Origin of the sequence: Flavitalea plasmicola, from assembly GCF_030546645.1 — a bacterium.
Classification (GTDB): Bacteria; Bacteroidota; Bacteroidia; order Chitinophagales; family Chitinophagaceae; genus Puia.
In genome coordinates, this window is the sequence record NZ_JAUOTO010000006.1 from 296996 (window position 1) to 319626 (window position 22631).

General features: G+C 43.3%; 21 protein-coding genes. 7 read left to right on the plus strand and 14 right to left on the minus strand.

Annotated features, from left to right (window positions below):
* The gene (locus Q4E93_RS22930) at positions 1-597 is read right to left on the minus strand and encodes a hypothetical protein (RefSeq protein WP_303589286.1); all 597 of its coding nucleotides are present in this window, start codon (positions 595-597) and stop codon (positions 1-3) included.
* A gap of 258 nt (positions 598-855) precedes the next feature.
* On the opposite strand from Q4E93_RS22930, the gene Q4E93_RS22935 reads away from it, so the two are divergent.
* Together Q4E93_RS22935 and Q4E93_RS22940 are read left to right on the plus strand one after the other, a co-directional pair.
* A complete protein-coding gene (locus Q4E93_RS22935) occupies positions 856-1170 on the plus strand; it encodes a helix-turn-helix domain-containing protein (RefSeq protein ID WP_303589288.1) in 315 nt (104 codons plus the stop codon).
* Positions 1171-1172: 2 nt separating this feature from the next.
* Positions 1173-2426: a type II toxin-antitoxin system HipA family toxin gene (locus tag Q4E93_RS22940; protein ID WP_303589290.1), complete on the plus strand. Its 1254-nt coding sequence runs from the start codon at positions 1173-1175 to the stop codon at positions 2424-2426.
* A gap of 31 nt (positions 2427-2457) precedes the next feature.
* Here Q4E93_RS22940 and Q4E93_RS22945 read toward each other — a convergent pair whose 3' ends face one another.
* From Q4E93_RS22945 to Q4E93_RS22975, 7 genes are all read right to left on the minus strand, one after another.
* Positions 2458-2769: a hypothetical protein gene (locus Q4E93_RS22945; RefSeq protein WP_303589292.1), complete on the minus strand. Its 312-nt coding sequence runs from the start codon at positions 2767-2769 to the stop codon at positions 2458-2460.
* Between the two features lie 71 nt (positions 2770-2840).
* On the minus strand, positions 2841-4322 hold the full coding sequence (locus Q4E93_RS22950) for a TlpA family protein disulfide reductase (protein ID WP_303589294.1): 1482 nt from the start codon (positions 4320-4322) through the stop codon (positions 2841-2843).
* 149 nt (positions 4323-4471) lie between these two features.
* Positions 4472-4999, minus strand: coding sequence for a hypothetical protein (locus tag Q4E93_RS22955; protein WP_303589296.1), 528 nt, complete (start codon positions 4997-4999; stop codon positions 4472-4474).
* 195 nt (positions 5000-5194) lie between these two features.
* A complete protein-coding gene (locus tag Q4E93_RS22960) occupies positions 5195-6445 on the minus strand; it encodes an RNA polymerase sigma factor (protein ID WP_303589298.1) in 1251 nt (416 codons plus the stop codon).
* The gene (locus Q4E93_RS22965) at positions 6435-6788 is read right to left on the minus strand and encodes a YciI family protein (RefSeq protein ID WP_303589300.1); all 354 of its coding nucleotides are present in this window, start codon (positions 6786-6788) and stop codon (positions 6435-6437) included. The genes Q4E93_RS22960 and Q4E93_RS22965 overlap by 11 nt, the downstream gene beginning before the upstream one ends.
* 46 nt (positions 6789-6834) lie before the next feature.
* Positions 6835-7677, minus strand: a complete 843-nt coding sequence (locus Q4E93_RS22970; RefSeq protein ID WP_303589302.1) for an SDR family NAD(P)-dependent oxidoreductase — start codon at positions 7675-7677, stop codon at positions 6835-6837.
* 629 nt (positions 7678-8306) lie between these two features.
* Complete coding sequence (locus Q4E93_RS22975) at positions 8307-8909, minus strand: hypothetical protein (protein WP_303589304.1); 603 nt, start codon at positions 8907-8909, stop codon at positions 8307-8309.
* Positions 8910-9766: 857 nt separating this feature from the next.
* Here Q4E93_RS22975 and Q4E93_RS22980 point away from each other — a divergent pair.
* Together Q4E93_RS22980 and Q4E93_RS22985 are read left to right on the plus strand one after the other, a co-directional pair.
* Complete coding sequence (locus Q4E93_RS22980) at positions 9767-10012, plus strand: hypothetical protein (protein ID WP_303589306.1); 246 nt, start codon at positions 9767-9769, stop codon at positions 10010-10012.
* A gap of 243 nt (positions 10013-10255) precedes the next feature.
* Complete coding sequence (locus tag Q4E93_RS22985; protein WP_303589308.1) at positions 10256-10852, plus strand: hypothetical protein; 597 nt, start codon at positions 10256-10258, stop codon at positions 10850-10852.
* Positions 10853-10977: 125 nt separating this feature from the next.
* On the opposite strand, the gene Q4E93_RS22990 is transcribed toward Q4E93_RS22985, so the two are convergent.
* A complete protein-coding gene (locus Q4E93_RS22990) occupies positions 10978-11550 on the minus strand; it encodes a dihydrofolate reductase family protein (RefSeq protein ID WP_303589310.1) in 573 nt (190 codons plus the stop codon).
* 595 nt (positions 11551-12145) lie between these two features.
* Between Q4E93_RS22990 and Q4E93_RS22995 the strand changes: the two genes are divergently transcribed.
* Complete coding sequence (locus Q4E93_RS22995) at positions 12146-13273, plus strand: ATP-binding protein (RefSeq protein ID WP_303589312.1); 1128 nt, start codon at positions 12146-12148, stop codon at positions 13271-13273.
* A gap of 217 nt (positions 13274-13490) precedes the next feature.
* Here the strand turns inward: Q4E93_RS22995 and Q4E93_RS23000 are convergent, their stop codons facing one another.
* Positions 13491-13832, minus strand: a complete 342-nt coding sequence (locus Q4E93_RS23000; RefSeq protein WP_303589314.1) for a winged helix-turn-helix transcriptional regulator — start codon at positions 13830-13832, stop codon at positions 13491-13493.
* 109 nt (positions 13833-13941) lie between these two features.
* On the opposite strand from Q4E93_RS23000, the gene Q4E93_RS23005 reads away from it, so the two are divergent.
* Both Q4E93_RS23005 and Q4E93_RS23010 read left to right on the plus strand, forming a co-directional pair.
* Complete coding sequence (locus tag Q4E93_RS23005) at positions 13942-14808, plus strand: CPBP family intramembrane glutamic endopeptidase (RefSeq protein WP_303589316.1); 867 nt, start codon at positions 13942-13944, stop codon at positions 14806-14808.
* A 471-nt stretch (positions 14809-15279) separates the two neighbouring features.
* A complete protein-coding gene (locus Q4E93_RS23010; protein ID WP_303589318.1) occupies positions 15280-15933 on the plus strand; it encodes a uracil-DNA glycosylase family protein in 654 nt (217 codons plus the stop codon).
* A gap of 340 nt (positions 15934-16273) precedes the next feature.
* Here the strand turns inward: Q4E93_RS23010 and Q4E93_RS23015 are convergent, their stop codons facing one another.
* The 4 genes from Q4E93_RS23015 to Q4E93_RS23030 form a co-directional block, all read right to left on the minus strand.
* Complete coding sequence (locus Q4E93_RS23015; protein WP_303589321.1) at positions 16274-17314, minus strand: AlbA family DNA-binding domain-containing protein; 1041 nt, start codon at positions 17312-17314, stop codon at positions 16274-16276.
* A 166-nt stretch (positions 17315-17480) separates the two neighbouring features.
* The gene (locus Q4E93_RS23020) at positions 17481-18854 is read right to left on the minus strand and encodes a hypothetical protein (protein WP_303589323.1); all 1374 of its coding nucleotides are present in this window, start codon (positions 18852-18854) and stop codon (positions 17481-17483) included.
* 72 nt (positions 18855-18926) lie between these two features.
* Positions 18927-20645 (minus strand): ATP-dependent helicase, encoded by a 1719-nt coding sequence (locus Q4E93_RS23025; RefSeq protein ID WP_303589325.1) that lies wholly within the window; start codon positions 20643-20645, stop codon positions 18927-18929.
* Positions 20646-22403: an ATP-dependent nuclease gene (locus tag Q4E93_RS23030; RefSeq protein ID WP_303589326.1), complete on the minus strand. Its 1758-nt coding sequence runs from the start codon at positions 22401-22403 to the stop codon at positions 20646-20648.
* Positions 22404-22631: the final 228 nt, after the last annotated feature.

Below are 22631 nucleotides of genomic sequence, written 5' to 3' on the forward strand. Positions count from 1 at the left end.
TTATCTTTTTATATCCCGTGAAAATGCGTCAATAAGGCCGGCCCGGTTAGCGCTGTCCTTTTCGGGAAAAGAAATCGTCCCTGCCCTTTGGTCAATATTCATATATAACTCCACAGAACCATCTCCAAAAAACAGCTTTGTCTGTGCCGCAGCCCAGTTGCCGGGCGTTTGAGTGTCAGCCATATCGCTTAAGTTCGCGTAAGTGGCGACTACGCTGTCGGCGAAGCCCAAATTCGAACGCCTGATCCCATAAATCTTCGCCAGCACCGCCAGAAAATGGTTGCTTGTATCTCCCATTGGTTTAAACGTGGCGCCGTGATTTACGAATATACTTTTCCCTTCGGGCTTCCTGAGAATAAGGTAAAATCCGACAGGCTTATCTCCATACCAGGAAAGTAAAGTATACAAAATCTTTTCGTGTGAAATATGCTGAGTCTTCCAGATATTGATCGTAAAATCACCACCCCAGTTCTGTGGATCTATTTTCAGGGAAGGTGACGAGGTGCCGATGTCCGTATAGAGGGAACGCGAAGTGCCGCTGTCGTTACATGCGGAAAAAATGAGCAGTCCAAAAAAGCCAAAGAATAATTTTTTCATACTGGGAACTAAGATAATGGAATATGTTCTCTGGAAGATGATAGCCTCCTACTAATGATCGTTCACAAGAAACAAAAGTCCTCCAAAGCCTCCGCTCAAAAGATGGACAATTTCATCCCTGCTGGGAGACACATCTATTGATTATCAACAAATTCAATCTTCATTTAGCTCGGTAATTTTATCAAGTTCTTTGAATACGCGACATAACGTTGATTATAACCAACAAATTTCCTATATTTGTTGACAATAAGCAACATTATGAATAATAGATCCATTGCCTTATTACCCAAGGCCCAAAAAATTCTTGGTCAATTTGGTGAGAACATCAAATTCGCTCGACTTCGCCGTAAGCTCTCGACGGAACAGGTAGCTGAAAGGGCGGGTATCAATCGTACCACACTCTGGAATATTGAAAGAGGCATGCCAACGGTTACGATTGGGGCATATTGTCAGGTATTGTTTGTACTGGGACTTGCCGAGGATTTATTAAAGGTGGCTTCTGATGACGAGCTGGGACGTCGCTTACAGGATGCTGAATTAATAGTAAAAAAACGTGCTCCTAAAAAGAAATAAGAATGGACATATTCGTATATGCAGACTGGAAAGGATTGAGTGGTCCCACGATGATCGGGACGTTACACGTGGCCCGGACTAAAGGGCACGGGGTATTTTCTTTTGAATATAATAAAGAATGGATAAAGAATGGCAAAGCCCAAGACCTGGATCCGGACCTGCAATTTTATGCGGGCCCTCAATATTTAGCAAAGGATAAACCCAACTTTGGCGTCTTTATGGATTCTTCCCCCGATAGATGGGGTAAAGAGCTAATGCGCAGAAGGGAGGCAATACTTGCACGCCAACAGGAGCGTAAAGCCAGGACCTTATTTGAGGAAGATTATTTGTTGGGAGTTTACGACTTGCATCGTATGGGAGGGTTACGCTTTAAAATATCTGGTAATGACAATTTTCAACAGGAAGACCAATGTTTAGCTGCTCCGCCCTGGACATCCCTTCGGGAATTGGAACATGCCAGTCAGGAGTTTGAGAACGATATGCTACAAGACCAACAAGCACTGCATTGGATCAACATGCTAATTGCTCCCGGCGCGTCTCTGGGGGGGGCCAGACCCAAGGCCAGTGTAACAGATGAAAAAGGTCACCTATGGATCGCTAAGTTCCCAAGTGTAAAGGACACAGCAAACGTGGGTGCCTGGGAAATGCTCGTAGCAGAACTTGCTGCAGAAAGCAAAATTAATACTGCCCATGGTATAATTAAGCGGTTCAATAGCAAATACGACACATTTCTTTCTAAACGGTTTGACCGAACAAAGGAGGGAAGACGTCTCCATTTCGCTTCTGCAATGACCCTATTGAGCAAAACAGATGGTGCGGATGCTCTGACGGGCGTTTCCTATCTGGACCTGGTTCAATTTATAATGGAAAAAGGCGCCGCTCCCAATGCAGATTTGGAGCAACTGTGGCGCCGCATTGTATTTTCGATTGCCATCAAAAGTACTGACGACCACCTTCGAAACCACGGATTTTTGCTTACTGAATCGGGTTGGCAACTTTCACCGGCATATGATATCAATCCAATATATTTTGGCACAGGACTGTCGCTGAATATTTCCAGTGATGACAATTCTCTTGACTTTGATCTGGCACTCTCTGTGGCGGGGTACTTTCGGGTTACGAGCTCACAAGCCAAAGATATTATCATTCGGACCAAGAAAACTGTAAGCAAATGGCGGCAACTGGCCAATAAATATCAGATTCCGCGCCAGGAGCAGGAACAAATGTCAGCTGCATTCGAATTAGCAATGATGTAATATGGATGCCCTTATACCTGAAGCAGCTTTTTTATTGAGAGACTTTCACTGGGGCGTTAAGTGCATTTATCATGTCGCCAAGCCCAAAAAACATCCACAATACAAGCAAAAAGAGCGAGATTGAAAAACATACGTTGCATATCCCTTTCATTATATTTCTTGCTCCTGATTCTTTCTGTTTGTAGTAATGTAATAATTGCGATTTCCGGCTATCAAATCGAGTGACTACCATTATATCGTATTCTTCGCGGCTCAGGTCAAGATAAAAATGCAAGCCTAGCTTGGTCAGATAAAATACAAGGAATGTATCCCTTATTCCAGCGATCAGATCAGCCAGTTGCATTTATAAATGTAATATTTTGCCTTTGTATTTCCGAATTATTCGGGTGCTGGCGGCTCTGTAAGGGGCAAATCCTATTTCTTCCCATCCTTCATCAACGACGCTATCGCACTAACAGTCCGTCCGCCCTCGGAAGGCCGGGGGGCCCGGATAGTTACGATCTTTCCATCTTTGTTCACCAGAATATAGCTGGGATATCCCGGCAAGCCGTAAGTACCCATGAATAGGTGGCCGGCATCCCCATCTAAAAAATAGTTTTCACCATCCAGGTTTTGCTCTTTTATCATTTTATTCCAGGCGGCACTATCAGACTCCAGGCACAGGTTTACAAAAACCACTTCCTTTTTCTCGAATGCGCTGTGCAAAGCAGGGGTTTGCCTGAACTCCGCCCGGCATGGACCACACCAGGTGGCATACACGTCTATATAGATCACCTTGCCCGGGTATTTCCCGGTCAGGTAGCTGAAGAGATCCTGTGCTGGCAGCGGTTCCGTCTCCCCCCGGGAGGTTAAATAGCTTACACCCGGAAGAGGCGTATTCGGAAAAACAGGATACTGCTTCCTGGTCACCTCGTCTTTTAAATAAGCAGTATAAAACGACTTCGTAAAAATACTGTCAAGATTACCCAGCGAGTCCAGCAAGGCAGGTTCCTTATCGGTCAGAGAAGAGATAAACCGGTAGATCATGAGATCACGGCATGGGGTAGCCGGTTCTTTTAGCAAAATTGACACACCCTGTTTAAAGGCATCTCTCAGCCGGCTTTCTTTCAGCGAGCGTGCAACAGCTGTATCGGACCGGGTGATCATATATGCATAGTTGGCAAGATGATAAGAGAACATTGCGCTTCGGAAATTGGCCGTATTGTGCGTATCAAAAAACGCATGCGTAAATAGTCGTATGCGTTCCTGCTGGCTGGGGAACGATATCTTGTTTATGTCCACATAATCATTTATCTGATTCGATATAAGGTACCGGATATCGCACCGCGCCCATTCAGTTACCGCCGGGTCAAGGGCGTTGAGATGGGCATATTTTTCCAGCGCTTCCATGTACGAGGAGTAACTTTTCTTCACCTGCTGCAACATATTTTCAGACGAAGCAGTAAAGTCATATTTCGGATGCGGTAATTTATACAGATAGTTAACACAGTTGTTGAGCTGGCTGCTGAACGCTGCCTGGTCCCCTGTAATGATAAGCCAATCGAAATTACCTTTAGTGAGTTTAGAAGCGTCGATGGTAAGGTGAACGGAATCGCCCGGCTGGACATAGAGGTAAATAAAAAAGTCGCCGAACTGCACCGTCATGTTCTGGCTAAAGATCATTTCTTCCTGGACACGGAAAGCACTGTTCTCATCCAGCCGGGCGCTTTTGTTGTAACTCTTCAGCGGGTGGAAAAAGTTTACTTTTACTACCTTGGGAGTGGAATCACCGCTATGAATGATCCGGCCTGCAACGGTCACCAGTTTGCCGGCCCCCTGCTGTGCAAAAACACCTGTTGTGGGTAGCACCGCAGATAAGATGCATAAGATCGCTGTTATATTAAAAACAAATTTCATGCTGTGCCTTTATTTATACCGATAAAGAACCGGAAAAATATTGGCTATACCCTGTCAAATTCCCCCATTTTATTTGCCCTTTTTGATATTGGTGCTAGTTCCATAATGATCTTACTAGCCGAAAAGTTACAGCCCCGTCAACCTCGTAATTAGAAATTGGTAGCCACAGTGGTTTTATTGGTCCTTTTGGTAACTACTACCCGCCCAGACCAGGGTCTCCCATCAGTATCAGAATACACTTTCACTTCGTTGTACAGAAGCGATTCGATGTCCGCAGCAAAGGGACCGCCCAATACGCCGTCCGTTATCAATTTGTACCTGATGGACACCTGATCTGTGCTGTGTTCGGGTATGGTTAACGTGAAGCGACTGGAAAGACTGTTTTTAAATCCACGGAAGAAAATGTGCAGGTAAGACCTGCCCTTGTCATCGATCACCTTTTCGATATCACGTGAAAAGTCGCTGTTGGCTGTGTCCTGGGGGTAGCTTAGAGCGATAGTCTTACCGTACTTTTCAACCAGGTTGGTCCCATTTTCATCAAACAGGTAAAATGCAATGGTATTGGCCCTGCCGAAATCACGAGGTGGCAGCATCCCGGACGCGCTGTCTTTTTTGGAACAGGCGTTCATTACAAAAGAAAAGGCAACAAGGGCAGGGAAAAAATATCCGTTCTTCATACGAAGGGGGAGGTTTACGATTTCCTGAGATAACAATCAAACTGAAAGGATCGTTGCATGCACCCGCCAACTCATTCGCCGTGGCATCAGCGCCAGGGTTACCTCCATGAGCTTTTATTGGGCAATGCTTATTTCAGCGGCGGCGTAATAGATCATTGGCCCGTCCCGATCATATAGAATTGTGTTTCTCCCTGTTTAGCTTTCTTTGCATGTATCTATACGCCGTTGCAGGAAATTACGTTCCATGGGATTACGTGCCAACGAAAGCGCTGTAGAGAAGTGCGCTTTTGCAACCGGGTAATTTCCCCGACGGAGTTCAAGTTCACCAAGCGTAGCCGGGTAAAACGGGTAAGAAGAAAGGCGATGAAGGTCATGGATGAGGCGTATCTCCTGCAATCCCCGTTCCGGGCCATCCAGCTGCGCGATGGCAATCGCACGGTTAAGTGCAATCACCGGAGAAGGATGAATAGCCATAAGCATATCATAAAGCGATACTATCTGTTGCCAATCGGTATCTTCGACTCTGGCGGCACTAATATGCATGGAGGCAATCGCCGCTTCAATATGATATTTTGTCAGTTCTGTGCCAGCCGCAGACAGGTCAAGAAGCGCTTGTCCCTCTGCTACGAGGGTATGATTCCATAAAGACCGATCCTGCTCAAAGAACGAAACAAGATTACCCGAACCATCTAAACGAGTTGGCAGACGGGCCGCGTTGAGGTACATCAGCGCGGCAAGCGCATAGGATTGGGGGGTTACTAAAGCAGGTTGTTCGATGATTAAATTCATAAGCAGCATGGCTTCCTGGCAAAGTTCCATGCGCACAGCCGCCTCAGGTGAGGATCCATGATACCCTTCGTTGAATAGCAAATACAATGCTTGCAGAACGGAGGAAAGTCTGGAGGGAAAATCCGTATCGGCGAGATCAAAAAGTTGGGTGGATTCCGCCAATATTTTCTTGGCCCGGGTAATGCGTTTTTCAACAGCGGCATGACTGCTCACGAAGGCCTGGGCGATCTCTTTTACACTGAATCCGCATAATATGTGCAAAATAAGTGCAATTTGAGCCTCTTCAGAGAGGTCGGGATGGCAGCAGGAAAACATCATACGTAGCTGGGAATCTTTCACAGCGTATACACTAAACGCCTCCTCTACCGTAGGAACCAGCGTCCATTCCGATTCAAGAAACCGCGTTAGCGCTGGCTCAGACACTCTGGCCGTGCGCTCCCGGCGCAAGATGTCCAAGGCACGGTTCTTGGCAACGGCCATCAGCCATGCGGAAGGATTTTTCGGCAGACCGCGTAGTTTCCACGTCTCCATAGCACGGCAGAAGGCGTCCTGAGTGACGTCTTCTGCCAATGCCAGGTTACGGACTCCGAAGAGCCGGGTAAGCGTGGCAACGATTCTTCCGAATTCATGCCGGAAAAAATGTTCCTCAATATCCATCGCCTAATGTTGGCTGTCCGATTGGACGTACCTCTACAGAACCGCCATCCTCGAAAATAGGGCATCCCAGGGAAAACCCCACAGCCTGTTCGATGTCCTTGGCCACAATGATACTATAACCTCCGACCACGTCTTTAGCTTCGGCATAGGGGCCGTCAATCACCTGCTTTTTTTTGCCTTTGACTACCTTGCCACCAGGTTGCAAAGGATCTCCGAGTGATTTCACATGGCCTTTGTCACTAAGCTCCTTAAGCCAGGTCATCCATTTGGCCGTTTTCTTCTGCATTTCCTCAGGAGATGCAGGTGGTTCATAACCTCGATAGAGGTATACAAATTCAGTCATAGTAGTTTTCTTTATGTTGATATTAATTGGTCTTTGTCAGCAGATACTAGTCGTCCAGGGCTCCCATGGTCACATTGACGGTCGTTCCCATCATCCCGCTTGCCTTATCGGAAGCCAGAAAGGCCGCTACATTGGCCAACTCTTCGAGTGTCAGGAACCGTTTGGGATGGTTCATGTCTGCAAGATAGCCCGAAAACTGTTCCCAGGTTACGCCCGCTGCCTTCGCCCTGATTTCAAATATTTCCCTTATTGTCTCTGTTTCCGGCATGCCGTGGGGCTGCAGACCGACCACGCGGATGCCCTGAGGCGCAAGTTCACGCGACAGGTATCGGGTAAGCGCTTCTTTGGCAGCTTGTGACGGACCATAACCTCCGTTGGGCGTGCCTATTCTGGCGGGAGGTGCAGTAACCGTCATGATCACTCCGGATTTATTCGGGAGCATGCGTCTGGCCGCTAAACGCGCAGTCAGAAAGTAGGAGGTGATATAGCTCGTGAGGGGCATGGAGAATTGTTTAAGATCCATATCGACCAGCGATGCCCCCAGCCACTTGGTGGGCGAGTTCCCCATCGCATTGAACGAAATATCGATACGGCCCGCCCTAGCCACTACGGCCTGCAGATGCTTATCTATCGCCTGCTCATCAAGGGCATCGACCTCCGCTGCCTCTGCATCGCCACCAGCAGACACGATGTCCCTGGCAACCGCTTCCACAGACGCTAAGCGAGGGCCGGTTAGAAAAAGCCTGGCTCCTTCGCGTGCGAAAGCATGGGCGACAGCGCCGCCGATCTCGCCGCCTGCCCCATAGATCACTGCGATTTTGTCTTTCAATTCATTCATTATTTTTCTTTTTAACTTTGAGAAATTACAGGTGAATCCTTCACGCTGCATGACTAAGACGTTTGGAGTTGATGTGTCCGGACATTTTATTTGGATTATTTTACTGGGTGGTTTAGTCATTGCATTTGCCACCCATGTTACCGACGTGCGGGAAATTAACCACGTCGGAGGCTTTACTGGCAAAAATGATAAAGGCCGCGGGAGCGGCCTTTTAAATGCTTGTACCTCAGCTCCCTAATTGGACAGATATCCAACCAACTGGTCGAGATTGATTGCATTTAGTGATTTGCTGCAACGAATGAAGTGCTATTTAGTCACGCCTATGGGATCCTTTCGAAACAGAGATATGGCAAAATATAGAATCCCCCACATTATAAAAAAAATGATAGTTTGACTCATCAATATATATATAAATGCGTCCCTCTCAACAAACATAATTAGTTCCATAAAAAATGAAACAGGCATAAATATGGTATTTATCAAGTCTTCAAGTCCTTCCCCCCAACTGAGATTATTTATATGTATAACGGCGTAAATTGTACCCAGGCACACATATATAAATGCAATTATGAAAGATAGTTTTCTGTTTGACATCTGATAGTTTCGAGTCAATTTCAATTTACTGGTTTGGCTGGTATTTCTCGGTCACGGTATATAAATAATTTATCTGAAGGCATCAGCTATTTCCAATAGTCCATTAAATATTTCCCAATTCTGGTTTTGTCAGCTAGGTCAAATAACTCTGAACTGTTCCAATCAATAAGAATAACCTCGCACTCTTCACCCAAAGCGTGCAACGCAGCTTGAATAGTGTCAAACTGTGGCGCAGAAACTATATTGCCGATGTGTATCCAAATATTTTTTACAAACTCGCCTTCTGTGTCAAAAAAGATCGTAAAGTTTGGAAATCCAAACGCCTTTGTATTGCCCGTTTGGCAATCCATTATTTTCCTTCCGTCAAACCGAATAGATTTTGCTTTTGATAATTGACAACTTGAAAGTCTCCATTCCAAATAGTCAACTCTTATTTCCTTTGAAATTGTTGGGGTGGGTAGTTGGCCCCTTACGAAAATGTCTGTGAAGCCATCGCCATTCCTTGACTTTGCTGACAAATCTTCGATCTGCCCGACTTGCTTTTTGATGAATTCTATATTCTCTAATGGTACAATTTCAATTTGGCAATAGTCGTCCTCCCAAAATGACGGAACATATTCGCTTGGATCATTCTCGGGTGTGGGAACTCGGGTAGACAATTGGCGCCTGAGAAACGAAAAAAAGCCCATTTAGTCAAGTTTTGAGAGGTAGTATGTAATTTCTGATTTTTCCATTTCCCTGAAGGCATCAGCCACTATTTCTAATCCCATATAACTCCATTTATAAGGCGTCCTGATCATCATTATACCTGTTAATAGAAAAACTCATATTATTATATAACCCAAATTTACAGTTGAATTATTTGTTTTTTTACTTATTCAGATGCTCTGATGTATTTCCGTTCCAAAAGTATTCTGTGCATCTCCCATTTTCAAAATGATGTTTGCAATTCTTATAGCCGTATAAGAGATGAGAACATTCCGGGCATAGGTTCGCCATTATCGAAGTTTGACTATAATATTCGCTTCCGCATTCGTCGCAGACACTAATGGCATTATGATCAACCTTTTTCTCCAATTAGGTGTTATTTTAGAACTGAATTTTTGAAGCATCACTATCGTTCAGCGATTTCAATTTCACCAATATACAATTCTTTTTAGAAATGAATGCTGTCCTCATTATTAAAGGGTCACCCGTCCTGCGGCCCTTTCCCATTTCATTATAATTCTGTAAATTACCGTTAGAAGTAAGAATTATATCTATCCCAAGAGGTTTAAGCAAAAGTTATTTTCAAACATAGTGCTGAGGTCTATGTTTGCCAGCTAATACCTTTGGCTGACCAAGGTATAATTAATTTACTTGATAACCACAATGAATACAATCATGCTTTTATTGATCAATATCTATCAAATATAACCGGGGAAATCGCTTTAAGTTAAAAAACACACATACTTATATAAAACGCAACTAAAGGCTTTTCCGGCCGAATTAAGTCAATATTAAACCATGCATTTAAGGATGGTAAATTTGAGTAAATGCCATTACTATGAATCTCGCACTTGATATTGTCGAAAACGGTGAGTACTATTTTAGCGACGTTGAATTAAATGGCGTTGCAGATTCCTGGGTAGCGGAAGCGAAGATATACGGCCCGCGCCCTGGCTTCGACAAGCTTCATATCACTTGCCGGTTGGGGGATTTTCTAACTCCAATGTTTGTGAGCGAAGCCAACCTGCAATATTTTGCTCCATTGATGAACAAAATAGCAGATAACGCAGAATTGCTCCTATGAAAGGAGGTATAACAAATTCTCCTGTAAATTTTCAATATGGACGAAAATGCGCGCCCAATCCGTGAGGATTGGTGGACTCCGGATCAAATAGAACTTATTGAAGATATCACCAGGTATTGGATAAAAGCGAGATTTGTAACAGCCCCCGGAGTCTGGATACCCATGAGGGCCGGGCACTCCGAAAGCTAGAACCTGGCGAGACTATTTCGGATGGAGCAACCTTGGACGCGAATGCTTGGGACCATGAACATTGCAGCCTGTGCTGGCAAGAGATCTCGGAGAATCCTGTTGATCAACAAGAAGGCTACCGGGATGGGGGTGACTGGCTTTGTGTGGAATGCTACAATAAATATATTCGAGGACCCTTACAACTTGATGAAAAAGACCGACGAGTTCATAGAAAGCAAATTGATCTGGAAGGCAAAGCAATATAGCCTGCCGACTGAATTTGCCTTTTATTTTAACGACCTTTCCAATGATATCCAGGTGCCCTTTCTTGCCCAAATCGACATATTGACTTCTGGGAAACCAGTATTACTTTTCACGAGACGAACCGAGGAATGGACATTGATTTGTACTCGCCAGGTAATTGGCAGGGACAAAAAGGGAATTATCAAACTTAATTTTAAGGATATCAAACAAATCTTTTCGGCAGAAATTGATCCAGTTCTCAAGCACCAATCCGTAGATCTCAAATCTATAAAACCGAAGAAGGAGTGGAACGAAATTACGATAATCGACCGGAGCGATCTTTCACATACCTTTTATGCTGACAGCGGCTCAGATCTTTTATCCTTGTGGAATATTTTATTAATGGCAAAGCGATTGAACACAGAATAGTTTCCTTATTGATTTCTCGCTCCCCCTCCTTTACCATTGTCTAACCAGGTTATCGCTGATTTTGTGGCATTTAGCGAATTGCCATTGTCGCAATTTTAAAGCATTCACATGGTGTTCTCTTAGTATTATTTTAGCCGGTAATTTAAAAAAACAGTTCCGGTGTTATACTTCCTTACCTCAGCAAGTTCAAGGTCAGCACTATCCAATTCCTCAGGAAAAAGCTTTTTTCCGCCACCTAACCGGACAGGGCACAGCTGGATATGGTATTCATCAATCAAATTTTCTCTCATCAGCGTTTGCGCCAGGGAGATACTTCCCCAGAGGACGATGTTCTTCCCTGGTTGCGCCTTGAGCTTTTTAATCGCCTCGATAACGTTGCCGTTGATTACTTCGGCATCCGGCCACCTACCCCATGGAGCCCTGGTTATCGTGTTAGACACGACGAGTTTCGGGATTTCATTCAACTTGTCCGCAATCACCTCCTTGTCTGTGGTTGCATCCGGCCAAAAAGCTACAAACAACTCATAGGTTTTGCGACCTAATAGGATATTGTCAGCTGTTTCCAGGAATTTCAGCTGGTCGTTGTCCGAATAAGTATTTTGCTCGGGTGTTAAATGAGTAAAAAAATCCAAGCCACCATTTTTGTCGGCTATATAGCCGTCAAGTGACATCCATTCCTCCAGGATCAGTTTTCGCATACACTATGAATTTGTTTATACAAAGCTAAATAACCGACCATTCAATACTTTGAGGAGATATAAAAAACTATCACGCGAATCTAAAATTTTTGCGACAAAGGATTGTGCCGACTAATGAAAAGGAGATTGACCGTGAAAAAAGCAAGTATTGGAATTTCATCAGTAAAATCCCTGGCGAATTACGCCTTCAAAACAAAGCTGTTAATACTGAGGATGCAATGAATTTTTGGTACGGTAGAATAAAGGAAATTGAGATGAAGCTGGAACAAATACGAGCTACAGGCTCGTAGGCTGAATCAGCTTCAGGTAAACTGGATCGGACGCAAATAAAAAAGCCGGCATTTCTGCCGGCCTTAAGCTTGCGCCCTAATTGGACAGATATCTAACCAATTAGTCGAGGATTTGCTCGCGTTTAGTCAATTACCTGCATAATGATCTGCCTGAAACTCAAGCCAACAGATGTTTCTGCTCAGAATGGTCGACAAGGCTAAACCTGGATTTTATCATAATTCAAGGTTTATAAGCCCTAAATTTACTACAATTTAAGGTTTTTATATCCTGATTTTAATTAAATTTGGCTATAAATCAACATCTTTTGGTTAAAAGAGCTATATATGAACAAATTATAAAAAACCTGTTCAAAGGTAAGGCTATCATAATAACAGGGCCCAGGCAGGTTGGTAAAACCACCCTTCTGCAAGCTATCATGAAGGAATCAAAAAGTAAGGTGCTTTACTTAAATTGTGATGAACCCGATATCCGGCCAATGTTGGAAAATGCCAGCTCTACTTCTTTGAAAGCCTTGATCGGAGATAACGCCTTAATATTAATAGATGAAGCCCAAAGAGTTAAAAATATTGGGCTCACATTAAAGCTTCTGGTTGATAACTTCAAAGAAATACAAATAATAGCCACGGGCTCATCCGCCCTGGAACTGGCAAATGAAATAAACGAGCCTTTAACCGGACGAAAACGCGAATATCATCTATACCCGTTCTCTACAGCAGAAATGACGGCAAATACTTCCGTCTTACAGGAAACGAGGCTACTGGAACAGCGTATGATATATGGCTTTTATCCTGACATCGTTAATTCACCGGCAGAAGCCCAGGCGAACCTGCTGGATCTTGGCAATAACTATCTGTATAAAGATGTTCTTTCATTACAAGATGTGAGAAAACCGGCTTTATTAGAAAGGTTGCTGGTCGTACTTGCTTTACAAATAGGAAATGAGATCTCCTATACCGAAATTGGCCAAACCATAGGTACAGACAATAAGACAATTGACCGGTATGTCGAACTGCTGGAAAAATGCTTTGTGGTTTTTCAATTGGGAGGATTCAGCCGCAATCTTCGCAACGAAATCAAAAAAGGCAAAAAGATATATTTCTACGACAACGGGATAAGAAATGCGATCATAAAAAATTTTTCTCCGTTATCCCTGCGGCAGGATATAGGTGCATTGTGGGAAAACTTTTTGGTAAGTGAAAGAAAAAAAGCCAACCATTATGCCAATCATTATGTGAACAGTTATTTTTGGCGTACGCATCAACAACAAGAGATTGATATGATCGAAGAAACGGGAGGTAAATTGTATGCGTGGGAGTTTAAATGGAACGAAAAGGCGAAAGTGAAAATCCCGGCTTCGTTTCTTGAAGCCTACCCTGGAAGTATAACAGGAACAGTAAACCGACAGAATTATATGGATTTTTTGAATTTTTAGGTAAAGCTCCAATCCTTGGTGGCTCGGAAATAAGGGGAGCTTACATTAGCAGATTTACAGGCTTTTAACGGTATTTCAGGTTAATGACGTCCATGCCGGTCTTTTTTACACAATTATTTTGTATCCTTTGCCATGCACATTCACCATCTTAACAGACGGATCAGCGCTTAATCTCTTCCTCAGTTTAAAGATCAAAATATCCACGTTACAAGTGATCTCACGCTTCAATGCGACTCAATGCCATTTGCTTCTCACCCCAGGCTCGCATTTGCCTGATGAAGGGGATTAATTCTTTTCCTGTAGTGGTAAGTGTATATTCAACTCTTGGCGGTACTTCCAAATAAACCTTTCTTGCAATAAGTTCATCAACTTCCAACTCTTTTAATGTTTGAGTAAGCATTTTTGGCGAGATTCCCACTACAGCTCTTTTTAATTCTCCATATCGCAAAAAGCCATCTTTAAGGACCCATAAAATTCTGCCTTTATACTTTCCCCCTATTCGTTGAAATGCATAGTCAACAGCACAATGTGGTAGTCTGGTTTTTTTCTTCACTTTCATAAAATTTTATTGATTGATAATCAGCATTAGTATAGTATTGGTGTGTAGGATACAAATAGGTATGTACTTGCTATAAAGATATTATATTCTTTTGTTTGCAGAAATGAATATGAACAAGCCATTTAAGAAACTCCTCTATTTCCCGGTAACAAAAATTATTTTGAGTACAGCAATCTGTTTTGCAATGCTGGTAGGAGTCCAGAACTTTATTTCCAAACCTGTTTTTTACGCTATCATACCTGCAAAATATATTGCAGACACAATGGTAAATTATGTTTCTGTAGCTGTTCTTTTGGTAAGCTATTTCTATGTGTTCAGGGTTTATGAAAAAAGGGAAATCAAGGAGCTTTCAACCAAAAAATTACCGGCAGAACTGTTCGGGGGGTTTATTTTTGGCTTTTCAGTATTGTCGGTAGTGATGTTGATTCTGTATGTATTGGGGTACTATTCAATAATAAGCATTTCGAACTTTTCTTATCTATTGGCTCCATTTTCGTTGTTAGTAGTTGCGGCATTGATCGAGGAAATTTTTGACAGGTTAATTATTTATAGAATTCTTGAAGACTGGATGGGAACCTATTGGGCATTATTGCTTATGTCAATACTATTTATGATAGAGCATTTAGCAAATGACAATATTTCAGTATTATCTATTTTCTTGATTTTGAGTTTTGGGTTTGCTCATGGGACAATGTACCTCTACACAAAACGGTTATGGCTTCCGTTCGCTTTTCATCTGGGTTGGAATTTTGCTCAACCTTTTTATGGCTCAAATTTGTCTGGTATAGAAGATATCGGTACAATAATTAAAGCCAGCTATGAAGGCCCGGAATTACTTATCGGCAGTCGTTTCGGCATTGAAGATTCAGTTCTTTCTATACTTTTTATATCGATCATAGGTATCGTGTTCTTGCAACTTTCCAGGAAAGAAGGAAAAATTATAAGAAGAAAAAAAAGCCATAGCAAATCCATATAACCAAGCGATCCGCAGGTATACAAACAATTACCGGTGCGATCTAAAGCCTTGCCTTTATGTTTAATTAGTTCTTTCAAACACTTCCCCCAAAATCTGCTGGCAAATTGCTGGCAAAAACGAAAAAAGTCGCCGAAGCGACTTTTAAACTTGTTGATACCCAAGCTCCCCCTGCTGGGGAAGTAATATATTTAATAATCAATCACTTAATTAGTAAGTGTAAGAAAAAGTGCTAGCAGCGTGAAATTAGCTTCCGAGCCATTTTCCATTGCACTTTCCGTCGAAATCCACGACGGCTAGCCATGACAGGTAGCTACCAATCCGCCTTTCTTTTGTCAAAATACAGCCTTATAAGTCCCCCGCCGTCCCTAATCACTTCAGCTGGCGACGAGGCAAGTTCACAGCGTATCTTACATCCGGCGGATACCACGCATTTGAGGCAGTACGACAGCGAACCCATTACCTTTGTAGTCTATGACCACGCACCACCGATACCTCGATCTCTATCCCGTGGATCCCACGGCAAAGGCCATCATCATCGGCACAATCCATCCTCATGATCATACAAAATTTGTGATGGACTTTTTCTATGGCAGCCAGTGTAGCCTTTGGAACATCTTTGCAGAGATTTTCCCAGATCACATGACCAGACCCACCTCTCGCGAGGCTGTATCGCAGTTCTTAGCCGATCACCACATCACCATGAGTGATACCATCCGCACTTGCAATCGAAAAAACAATACCGCTCTGGATAAAGACCTCATCCCCCGTCTTTACAATACAGCCCTTGTCAGCCAATTGCGGGACAGCCAGATTGAACAGGTATTTTTTACCAGCGGCATCGGTAAAAACAACGCCCTGCGTACCTTCTATACAGGAGTGCTCGGATACAAATACCTGCCCGGCGCTGTGGCAAAAAATAAAACGGGGATGCTGCCATCTGATATCTTAGGGCGCTCAATTGCCTATACCGTCCTATATTCTCCTGCCACCACAGCCAACAGAGGCATCCGTAATGGGAAGGAATTTAAAAAGCTCCGCCACCTGTTCGCTAACTATAGCGATGCCGCCCATGGCTATAAGATATACCTTTACAAAGCAGCCTTCCGGAACCTTGTAGCCGGATAAAAGTGCTGTCAGTAGATCCGGCAGCAATCAATAGGAAAAGCTAATCTCGTTAGTATTCAGTAGCACAATCGTGATATAGTCAAGGGCATCCTCCTTTAACTCCACTGAACCGTCCGGTGCAAATTCATCAGCTCCGCCTTATTGCATATAGATTTGATAGTCACTCACGCATCTTACCGAGTCAGCTCTCTGAAGACCCAGGCTTTGATCTTAGCTTTTAAGATTTTGCTTGGCATAGTGTAAGTATTGCTTATACTAATATAAGGGCCCCGCATTGGGCAGTTTTCCCGCGGCATTTTCGTATTTCTAAGCATAAACGAAATTCTGAGCTTGGGACTCTCTATGGCCTGTCTACTGGATCCCGTCCTAAGATTTCCTTCAGGCGATCCTGTTCAGTCTTCCCGAGGCCATCAGCGTGCTCATACCAATATTTGTTTTCGTTTATTTCGGTAAAAAGACCATTATAATCTGTCACTTGCGTTGTAGTTAAATTTAATCGGATTTTGTATCGGCTAATTCGCAACGGAGAGTTATTGGCCGCGAAATAGAACCATATCTCAAACTCACTACCAATACTCGATAATTCACGAGGATTAATTTGGATTTGTTGTGAGAACCGGTGAGGTGCATTATTATATAAAACCTTGCTGTCCACACGATTCCATTCATGATTACTCATTCCATAATAATCATCAGAAGCACCTGTGCCGACAAATCTTACTCCTTTTGTAATAATTGCTCGTAAGTGGACATTATCTGCATTTAAATATCTTGACTGATTAAAAACCATAAAAGTGGCAGTAATAAAGAAATTACCTCCATCTAATCTATAATCACTGAGGACAATATATCCGTCGATCTTAGGAAACTTTATTCTTTTAAAAAGCGCCTCTATGTAATGGTGCGGCGCAGGCCTAGATTGGCCATCAAGGCGCATATAATAAGTATTATCGGTCTGGTGTGGACTATATTCGCTTGGTTCAATTTCGATTACGTAAATATATGCACCAGCATGCTCCAGACGATTAAACAATATACCACGGGGGACAGGAGTAATAGCCGAAGATATTTTATTAATGAATTGATCCTTTTCGAATGATTTTGTTGTGGGTGTTAAGGCTCCTTGAAAAACCTTTTCCTTTTTGCCAGTTACAGTTTGCCCAACAGGCGCCCCCCAGATAACTAAACCGCCTTCGGAATTCAGGAATGCACATACGGCCTTGTTGATAGGCTGAAAATCTGCTTCATTGGGATTCTTTGGTGAATTGGATTTGAATTCGATCCTATCCGTTTCATCTTTTGCGTCCGCGAAAAAATCGACAATGTCTTGATAACTAAGGTCCGAAATGGTCTTGTTAAAAAACTGTTTAGCAAAGCTCATTGTATAAATTTTAGGTGAAGTGGATATTATTGGGGCCTTTATGGCTTTCTAATTAGGGGACGAAATGGGAAAATGGGTTTCCTTCCGTGATGCTTTATTACAAAAATTTCATCGTACACGAATCCTGTACGCAGAGGTCTCATCGTTATTGTCCAATAGACAGGGGCTATAATTTAGGAACCTCACTTTTACTATGTGCCGCAGGTGTGTATCTGGGGCCATAGAATGCCACAACCCCCGTCCTAGCTGGATCAAAATAAAAATGGCTTGCATCATAGAAAACCGCTCCATCAAGAGGAACGAGCGCTCGCGGATTATGATATATAGCCACCGAGTCGCCCCAGTCTTCCTCATAAGTGGGATCGTCCACATCAGACTTTTTACTTTCAAATGTCTCTGTCTTGGGATTATATTGCTGATACCACCTAGTGATTTTTAAATCTACAGAGCCCAATTCTGCTAGCTTCCCCATTCGATTAAATGTAGGAATTGTTGCATTACTGGCAAACAGTACTGCGCTAACATGCTCTGAACCAGGCAAATCAAAAAAACCGGATGGCGCTGACGCACCCTTCCAATGATGACCGTCAATTTTTTCAAATGGTACGTCTTCACCAGCACATATCAGATCTTCGCCTACTATCTTGCATACACGCCGATAGCCATAAAGATATTCTTGAAGGGCTTGCCGGGTCCAAACCATGGATCCTAGTGCCTGACCACTACCCTGTATATGATAATCATGGACAGCAAAGAGCAATGGCTTACCTGCCACGTGGGCCAGCTCATGGTACTTTTTCTCCAACTTTCTAGAAAGAGTCCGATGATATTTAATTGGCATATAATCCTGCGTAAAAGCATGCAACTGTTCAACACCAACCGGGTTCTCCTCGTCAAAGCTAGGGTTCGGATTAACAGTCACTGCTTCCACAGCCAAGTCATAATCAAAAATTTTTAAGCAGAAATCTGGGATGGTTTGATTGTAATCCCGTTTTAAATATCGTTTTGTAAAGTATATGTGCAAAAAAAGCTCCCACAGGCGATTATTGAACTCCGAGGTCTGGAAATCTCTAATGAAATTTCCATCGTTATCAAAATAAGTGTAGGCTGCTATTTCAATAAGGTTGCGGGCGGCTTCATAATAGGGTTTTTCCCTTAGCATGGTAAACAAGGGATTAGGAGAGCTTACGCGGGAAGCTGGTACAAAAAGATCGGTGATTCTTTTTTTTATGGGAGATGCCTCATAAAACGTTTTACCATCTTCGGCATAAGGAGCCAATTTTTCCATGAGCGCTGCGCGAACCTCTTCCTGTGTCTCCAAAAAAGGCATACCAATATCATGGAATCGGAACACGCGCCTTTCATCACGCGCAAAAATTATATAATTGAAATCCTCATCAATTCTACTCTTAGCAATCATGGCGATAAGTTTACCGTATGCTTCAAACCATTCCACTTCTTCAAATTGGAATTCGGCAGCCGGTTCACGGATGAAGATCATCGCCTCAAATTTTAATTTGCTGATGTTTTTGATGCTCATACATTACGATTTATCATTGGAGTACTAAAGACAGACGTCACAGCTGCTTCTTTTAGGGATTATTAAACAATTTTACTGGCAACCGAGCTTAGCTTTCCAAGCAACCAAGTTCTTATCATTCGGAGTAGCAACGACCAATAACTTTCTGGGACGGGTAATTCCAACGTATACGATCCGTAATTCTTCCTCCTGATCTGTTCGGATGCCTTTGTCGATCATGGTGGTGTAATAGCTGCCAACGCCCTTTTGTTTTAAAAAGAGCAGCACAGCCTCAAATGTCTCTCCTTTCACTGCATGCACGCTACCAACAGTGTAATCAGATGGCAGATCGTCTTTTTCAAGGTAAGAAAACAAATCTTCGATCTCCAGGTCACGAGCCTGATCAGAAACAGTCAAAACATTATTATACAAGCGATTCGCTTGATCAATCCAAGCCCCTAACTTACCGGTAGCCGGTGGAAACATTTTTAGAAAACCAAGTATCAGCTTTCGAAACTCCGTAAAGTTCTGACTAGCGCGGAAATTCTCTACTGATTTATTATCCACAACGTCTTTTTTCTCCACCAGGTGAAAAATCACTTTTTCTGCAACCTGAAAGGCTTTTTTCAATAACCCCTTGGTGAAAAGAAAACAGGCATGAATAATTGGATAGGTAACCAGATAGTCCTGTGTCCAGTCATGGAGATCAGGATCTCCCAGAATATGACCTACTAGGCCTTTGCTGCGGCAGATGACCGCTACATTTCGGGGATGGATCTCGATGGCCAATTCCCGGCATTTTTGCAAAAACTGCTCGATGGTTTGACCAATGGTACCCTCCGTATATATCGTAAACTGAGGTTGCAGACCAAAGCCCATCACCTCCGGTGTGACAGATGTAGATACATTACCCAAGGTAGAGAGGTGAAATGTCGCGTCGCAAATGGACTGGGAGCTTCGACGGTTATCGTTCAATATAATAGAGTTATCCTTCCATGCCTCGAACTTATCGTTAAAGAGCTGCGGACGGGCTTTATTCCATTCAAAGATGGCCTGATCCGGGTCTCCTACTAACATCACCTGGGAAAGCCCCTGGTCACAAAGCAAATCCAGTATTCGCATTTGCACCTCGCTAGTATCCTGAGCTTCATCCAAAATGATTTCCGGAAAGCGGCTTACCAAAGACCGCGCCACCTGGGGATACTTTTCCAGGATTTTCATCGCGAAATAATTGGCATCATGCTGACATGCGTAGCCTTGTTTCCAATATTTAAGTTTGCTCTCCCTTATCGATCTGGCATGCCCGCTCTCATTGCCGTCATTATTATACATTTTATTAAATCCAAAGAAAAATACACCTTGAATTTCTGGATAAATCAATTCATCGTTAACGCCGAGGCTAACTTTGGCGAAATATTGGTCATAATCCTTGTCATATCTCCTTATATTCCAATTGCTATGCGGGTCACCCACAAGCACTGGTCTACCCTTGCAGCCCATTATCAGATGGCCATGTGGCAGAAAAATATATTTATTGATAAAGCTATCGATAGTGCCCAAAAAATGAGGATACTCCAAATAATGGGGAAGGCCGAAGATGGTAGTTAGCTTTTGATCGATCTCCTGCCATGCGATGTTGGTAAAGGAAATTGCAGCCAAGCCTTGATTAGGATGTGCCCAGTGGCTTACTCGATGAGCGATGCGGGCGGCAACTGAGAAAGTTTTACCGCTACCAGGGCACGCCCTGACTACCACCTTGCCCGTAGCGTCGTAGGCAATCTTTTTTTGAATTGCTGATAGTGTTGCTACCATTTATTCGCCTTTAACCACCCAGCGGATGGCACTTTTAATATATTCTGGAATAACAAACCCTTCACGTGTAGCCTCAGTCAGTTCCAACTCCACAGCCAGCTGATGGGCCAGTTCGCTTTTGGCCTTATTGTCTGCTACCTTTTGTACAAAGGCTCGGCCGTGAGTTTCGAGTGTAGGTCCGGCAACAATATTACGCTTTGCTTTTGGTTTAAGATTCTCAAAAATACCAAGCAAGATGTCCTTGTTGTTACCTTGAAGGAATAGCTCATACTCAAAGGTGACCGTACCTAAAAACACTTTAAGTGAACCATTCTCAAGTGCCACTGCATTTGCCGCTCTTGGGCTCTCATCATCCGTCGGCTCCCCGCGATCATCATCAGTAATAATGGCGCATCGCGCTGCCAGTCTACGAGCTTGGTCAGGGTCGTTAAAAAGCTTCCCAAAATGCTCGAATGCTACTCCATTTACATTGACGATTTCCACCCCTGCTTTGTCCAAATCATATTCAGATCCCATCATTCGAGAAAAGATGGGTAGTAACAATGCCTCCGATATACCTTCCACCAGAAGCACCCCGTTGGCAAAGAACAATTGAGATTTTGTAACATCCAGAAACTTGTGTAGATATCGTTTATTGTCAGGGCTTAAGGGGGAGCGCAACACCGGTAGTGCTGTCACCTTACCTCCTTGATGTTGTAAGACAATCAGGGAATCCAAGTCGGCTTTAGCCGTAATTGTGGGTGAATGAGAAGAAATAAATACCTGGAAGTGTTCCTGATTCAAAGTATGGAGATAATTAAAGAGAATGTTTTGCAGCTGCGGATGCAAATGGGCCTCTGGCTCTTCAATAAGCAAGGCCATATAGGAGGTGGGATCCACTTCAGCTTTTTGTTTGAGATGACCTAATATTGTCGCCGTATAGATTAGGTTATTATAACCCAATCCGTTTTGGTAAAGATCAAAATATTTCTGTTTTGTCTGGTCTCCCGCTAGGACCTCGTTGGAGAAGACTGGCATCCTGACCTGCAGGTTTTCAACGATTCGTTTAAATTCAAAAGGTAAAAAATCTAAATCGACATCCTGTTCTTTGCCTCTTATGGTGGTTTCCAACAGGTGTGTGTTAATCTTACCTTTACCGTCGTCGACAACCGTCTTCCACTCCTCATCGTCATTTAAGGCTGATCTTACCTTTCCAGAAAGGGATTTTCGCTTGTCGGGATTTGTAACAATGTTTAAAAACAACTGACCAATTTTACTTCCTCTGATTGGCTTGAGGTGTTGGACCGCATCGCGGAGCGGTTCTAAGTAAACATAATAGAAGAGATCAAGGACTTCCGGGTCTGGCCGTTGCCCTTCAGTTGCGCCTCCCCAATACCGCCGGCGAATTTTACTGTTACCATTTAGCTCCTCTACATGAAACCTAAAGTGCAGTTGAAGGTCTTCATAACCTTCCTCGGTGATCGCATATAAGTCATGGAACCAGCCTTTCTCATCGGGATCAGTGATTGTAAAGTATAGGTCAAAGCCAATCTCGCAGGGCGGTGGATCACACGTCCCTCTATCAACATAGAAATCAGAGAAGTCAATACTGATATCTCGCCAACTGCTTCCATACGAAAGACAAATTCGCAATGCATCAATAATGGCAGATTTTCCAGCGTTGTTTTCTCCGATCAAGACATTTACGCCCTTCTGGAAATTTAGGGCTACAGATTCGATGGAACGAAAGTTTTTTATTACAAAGGCTTGTAGGAACATAATGGGGTTTTAGCAAATCGTAGGTAGGCAATATAACTTTAAAAATCAAGAAAAATTACCGTGAAAACACCTGAAGTTAGTCTATCAAGAATCCAGTTCAAGACCCCATAAATCAAGAAAAGTGATCTTCTAATCCGGGCTAAAGAAGATTACGCTGGGCTTTTACCGGTATCGGAGGCCAGATTAAAAGCCCAAGACAATAGAATAGAATGGATATTTTTTCCGGCA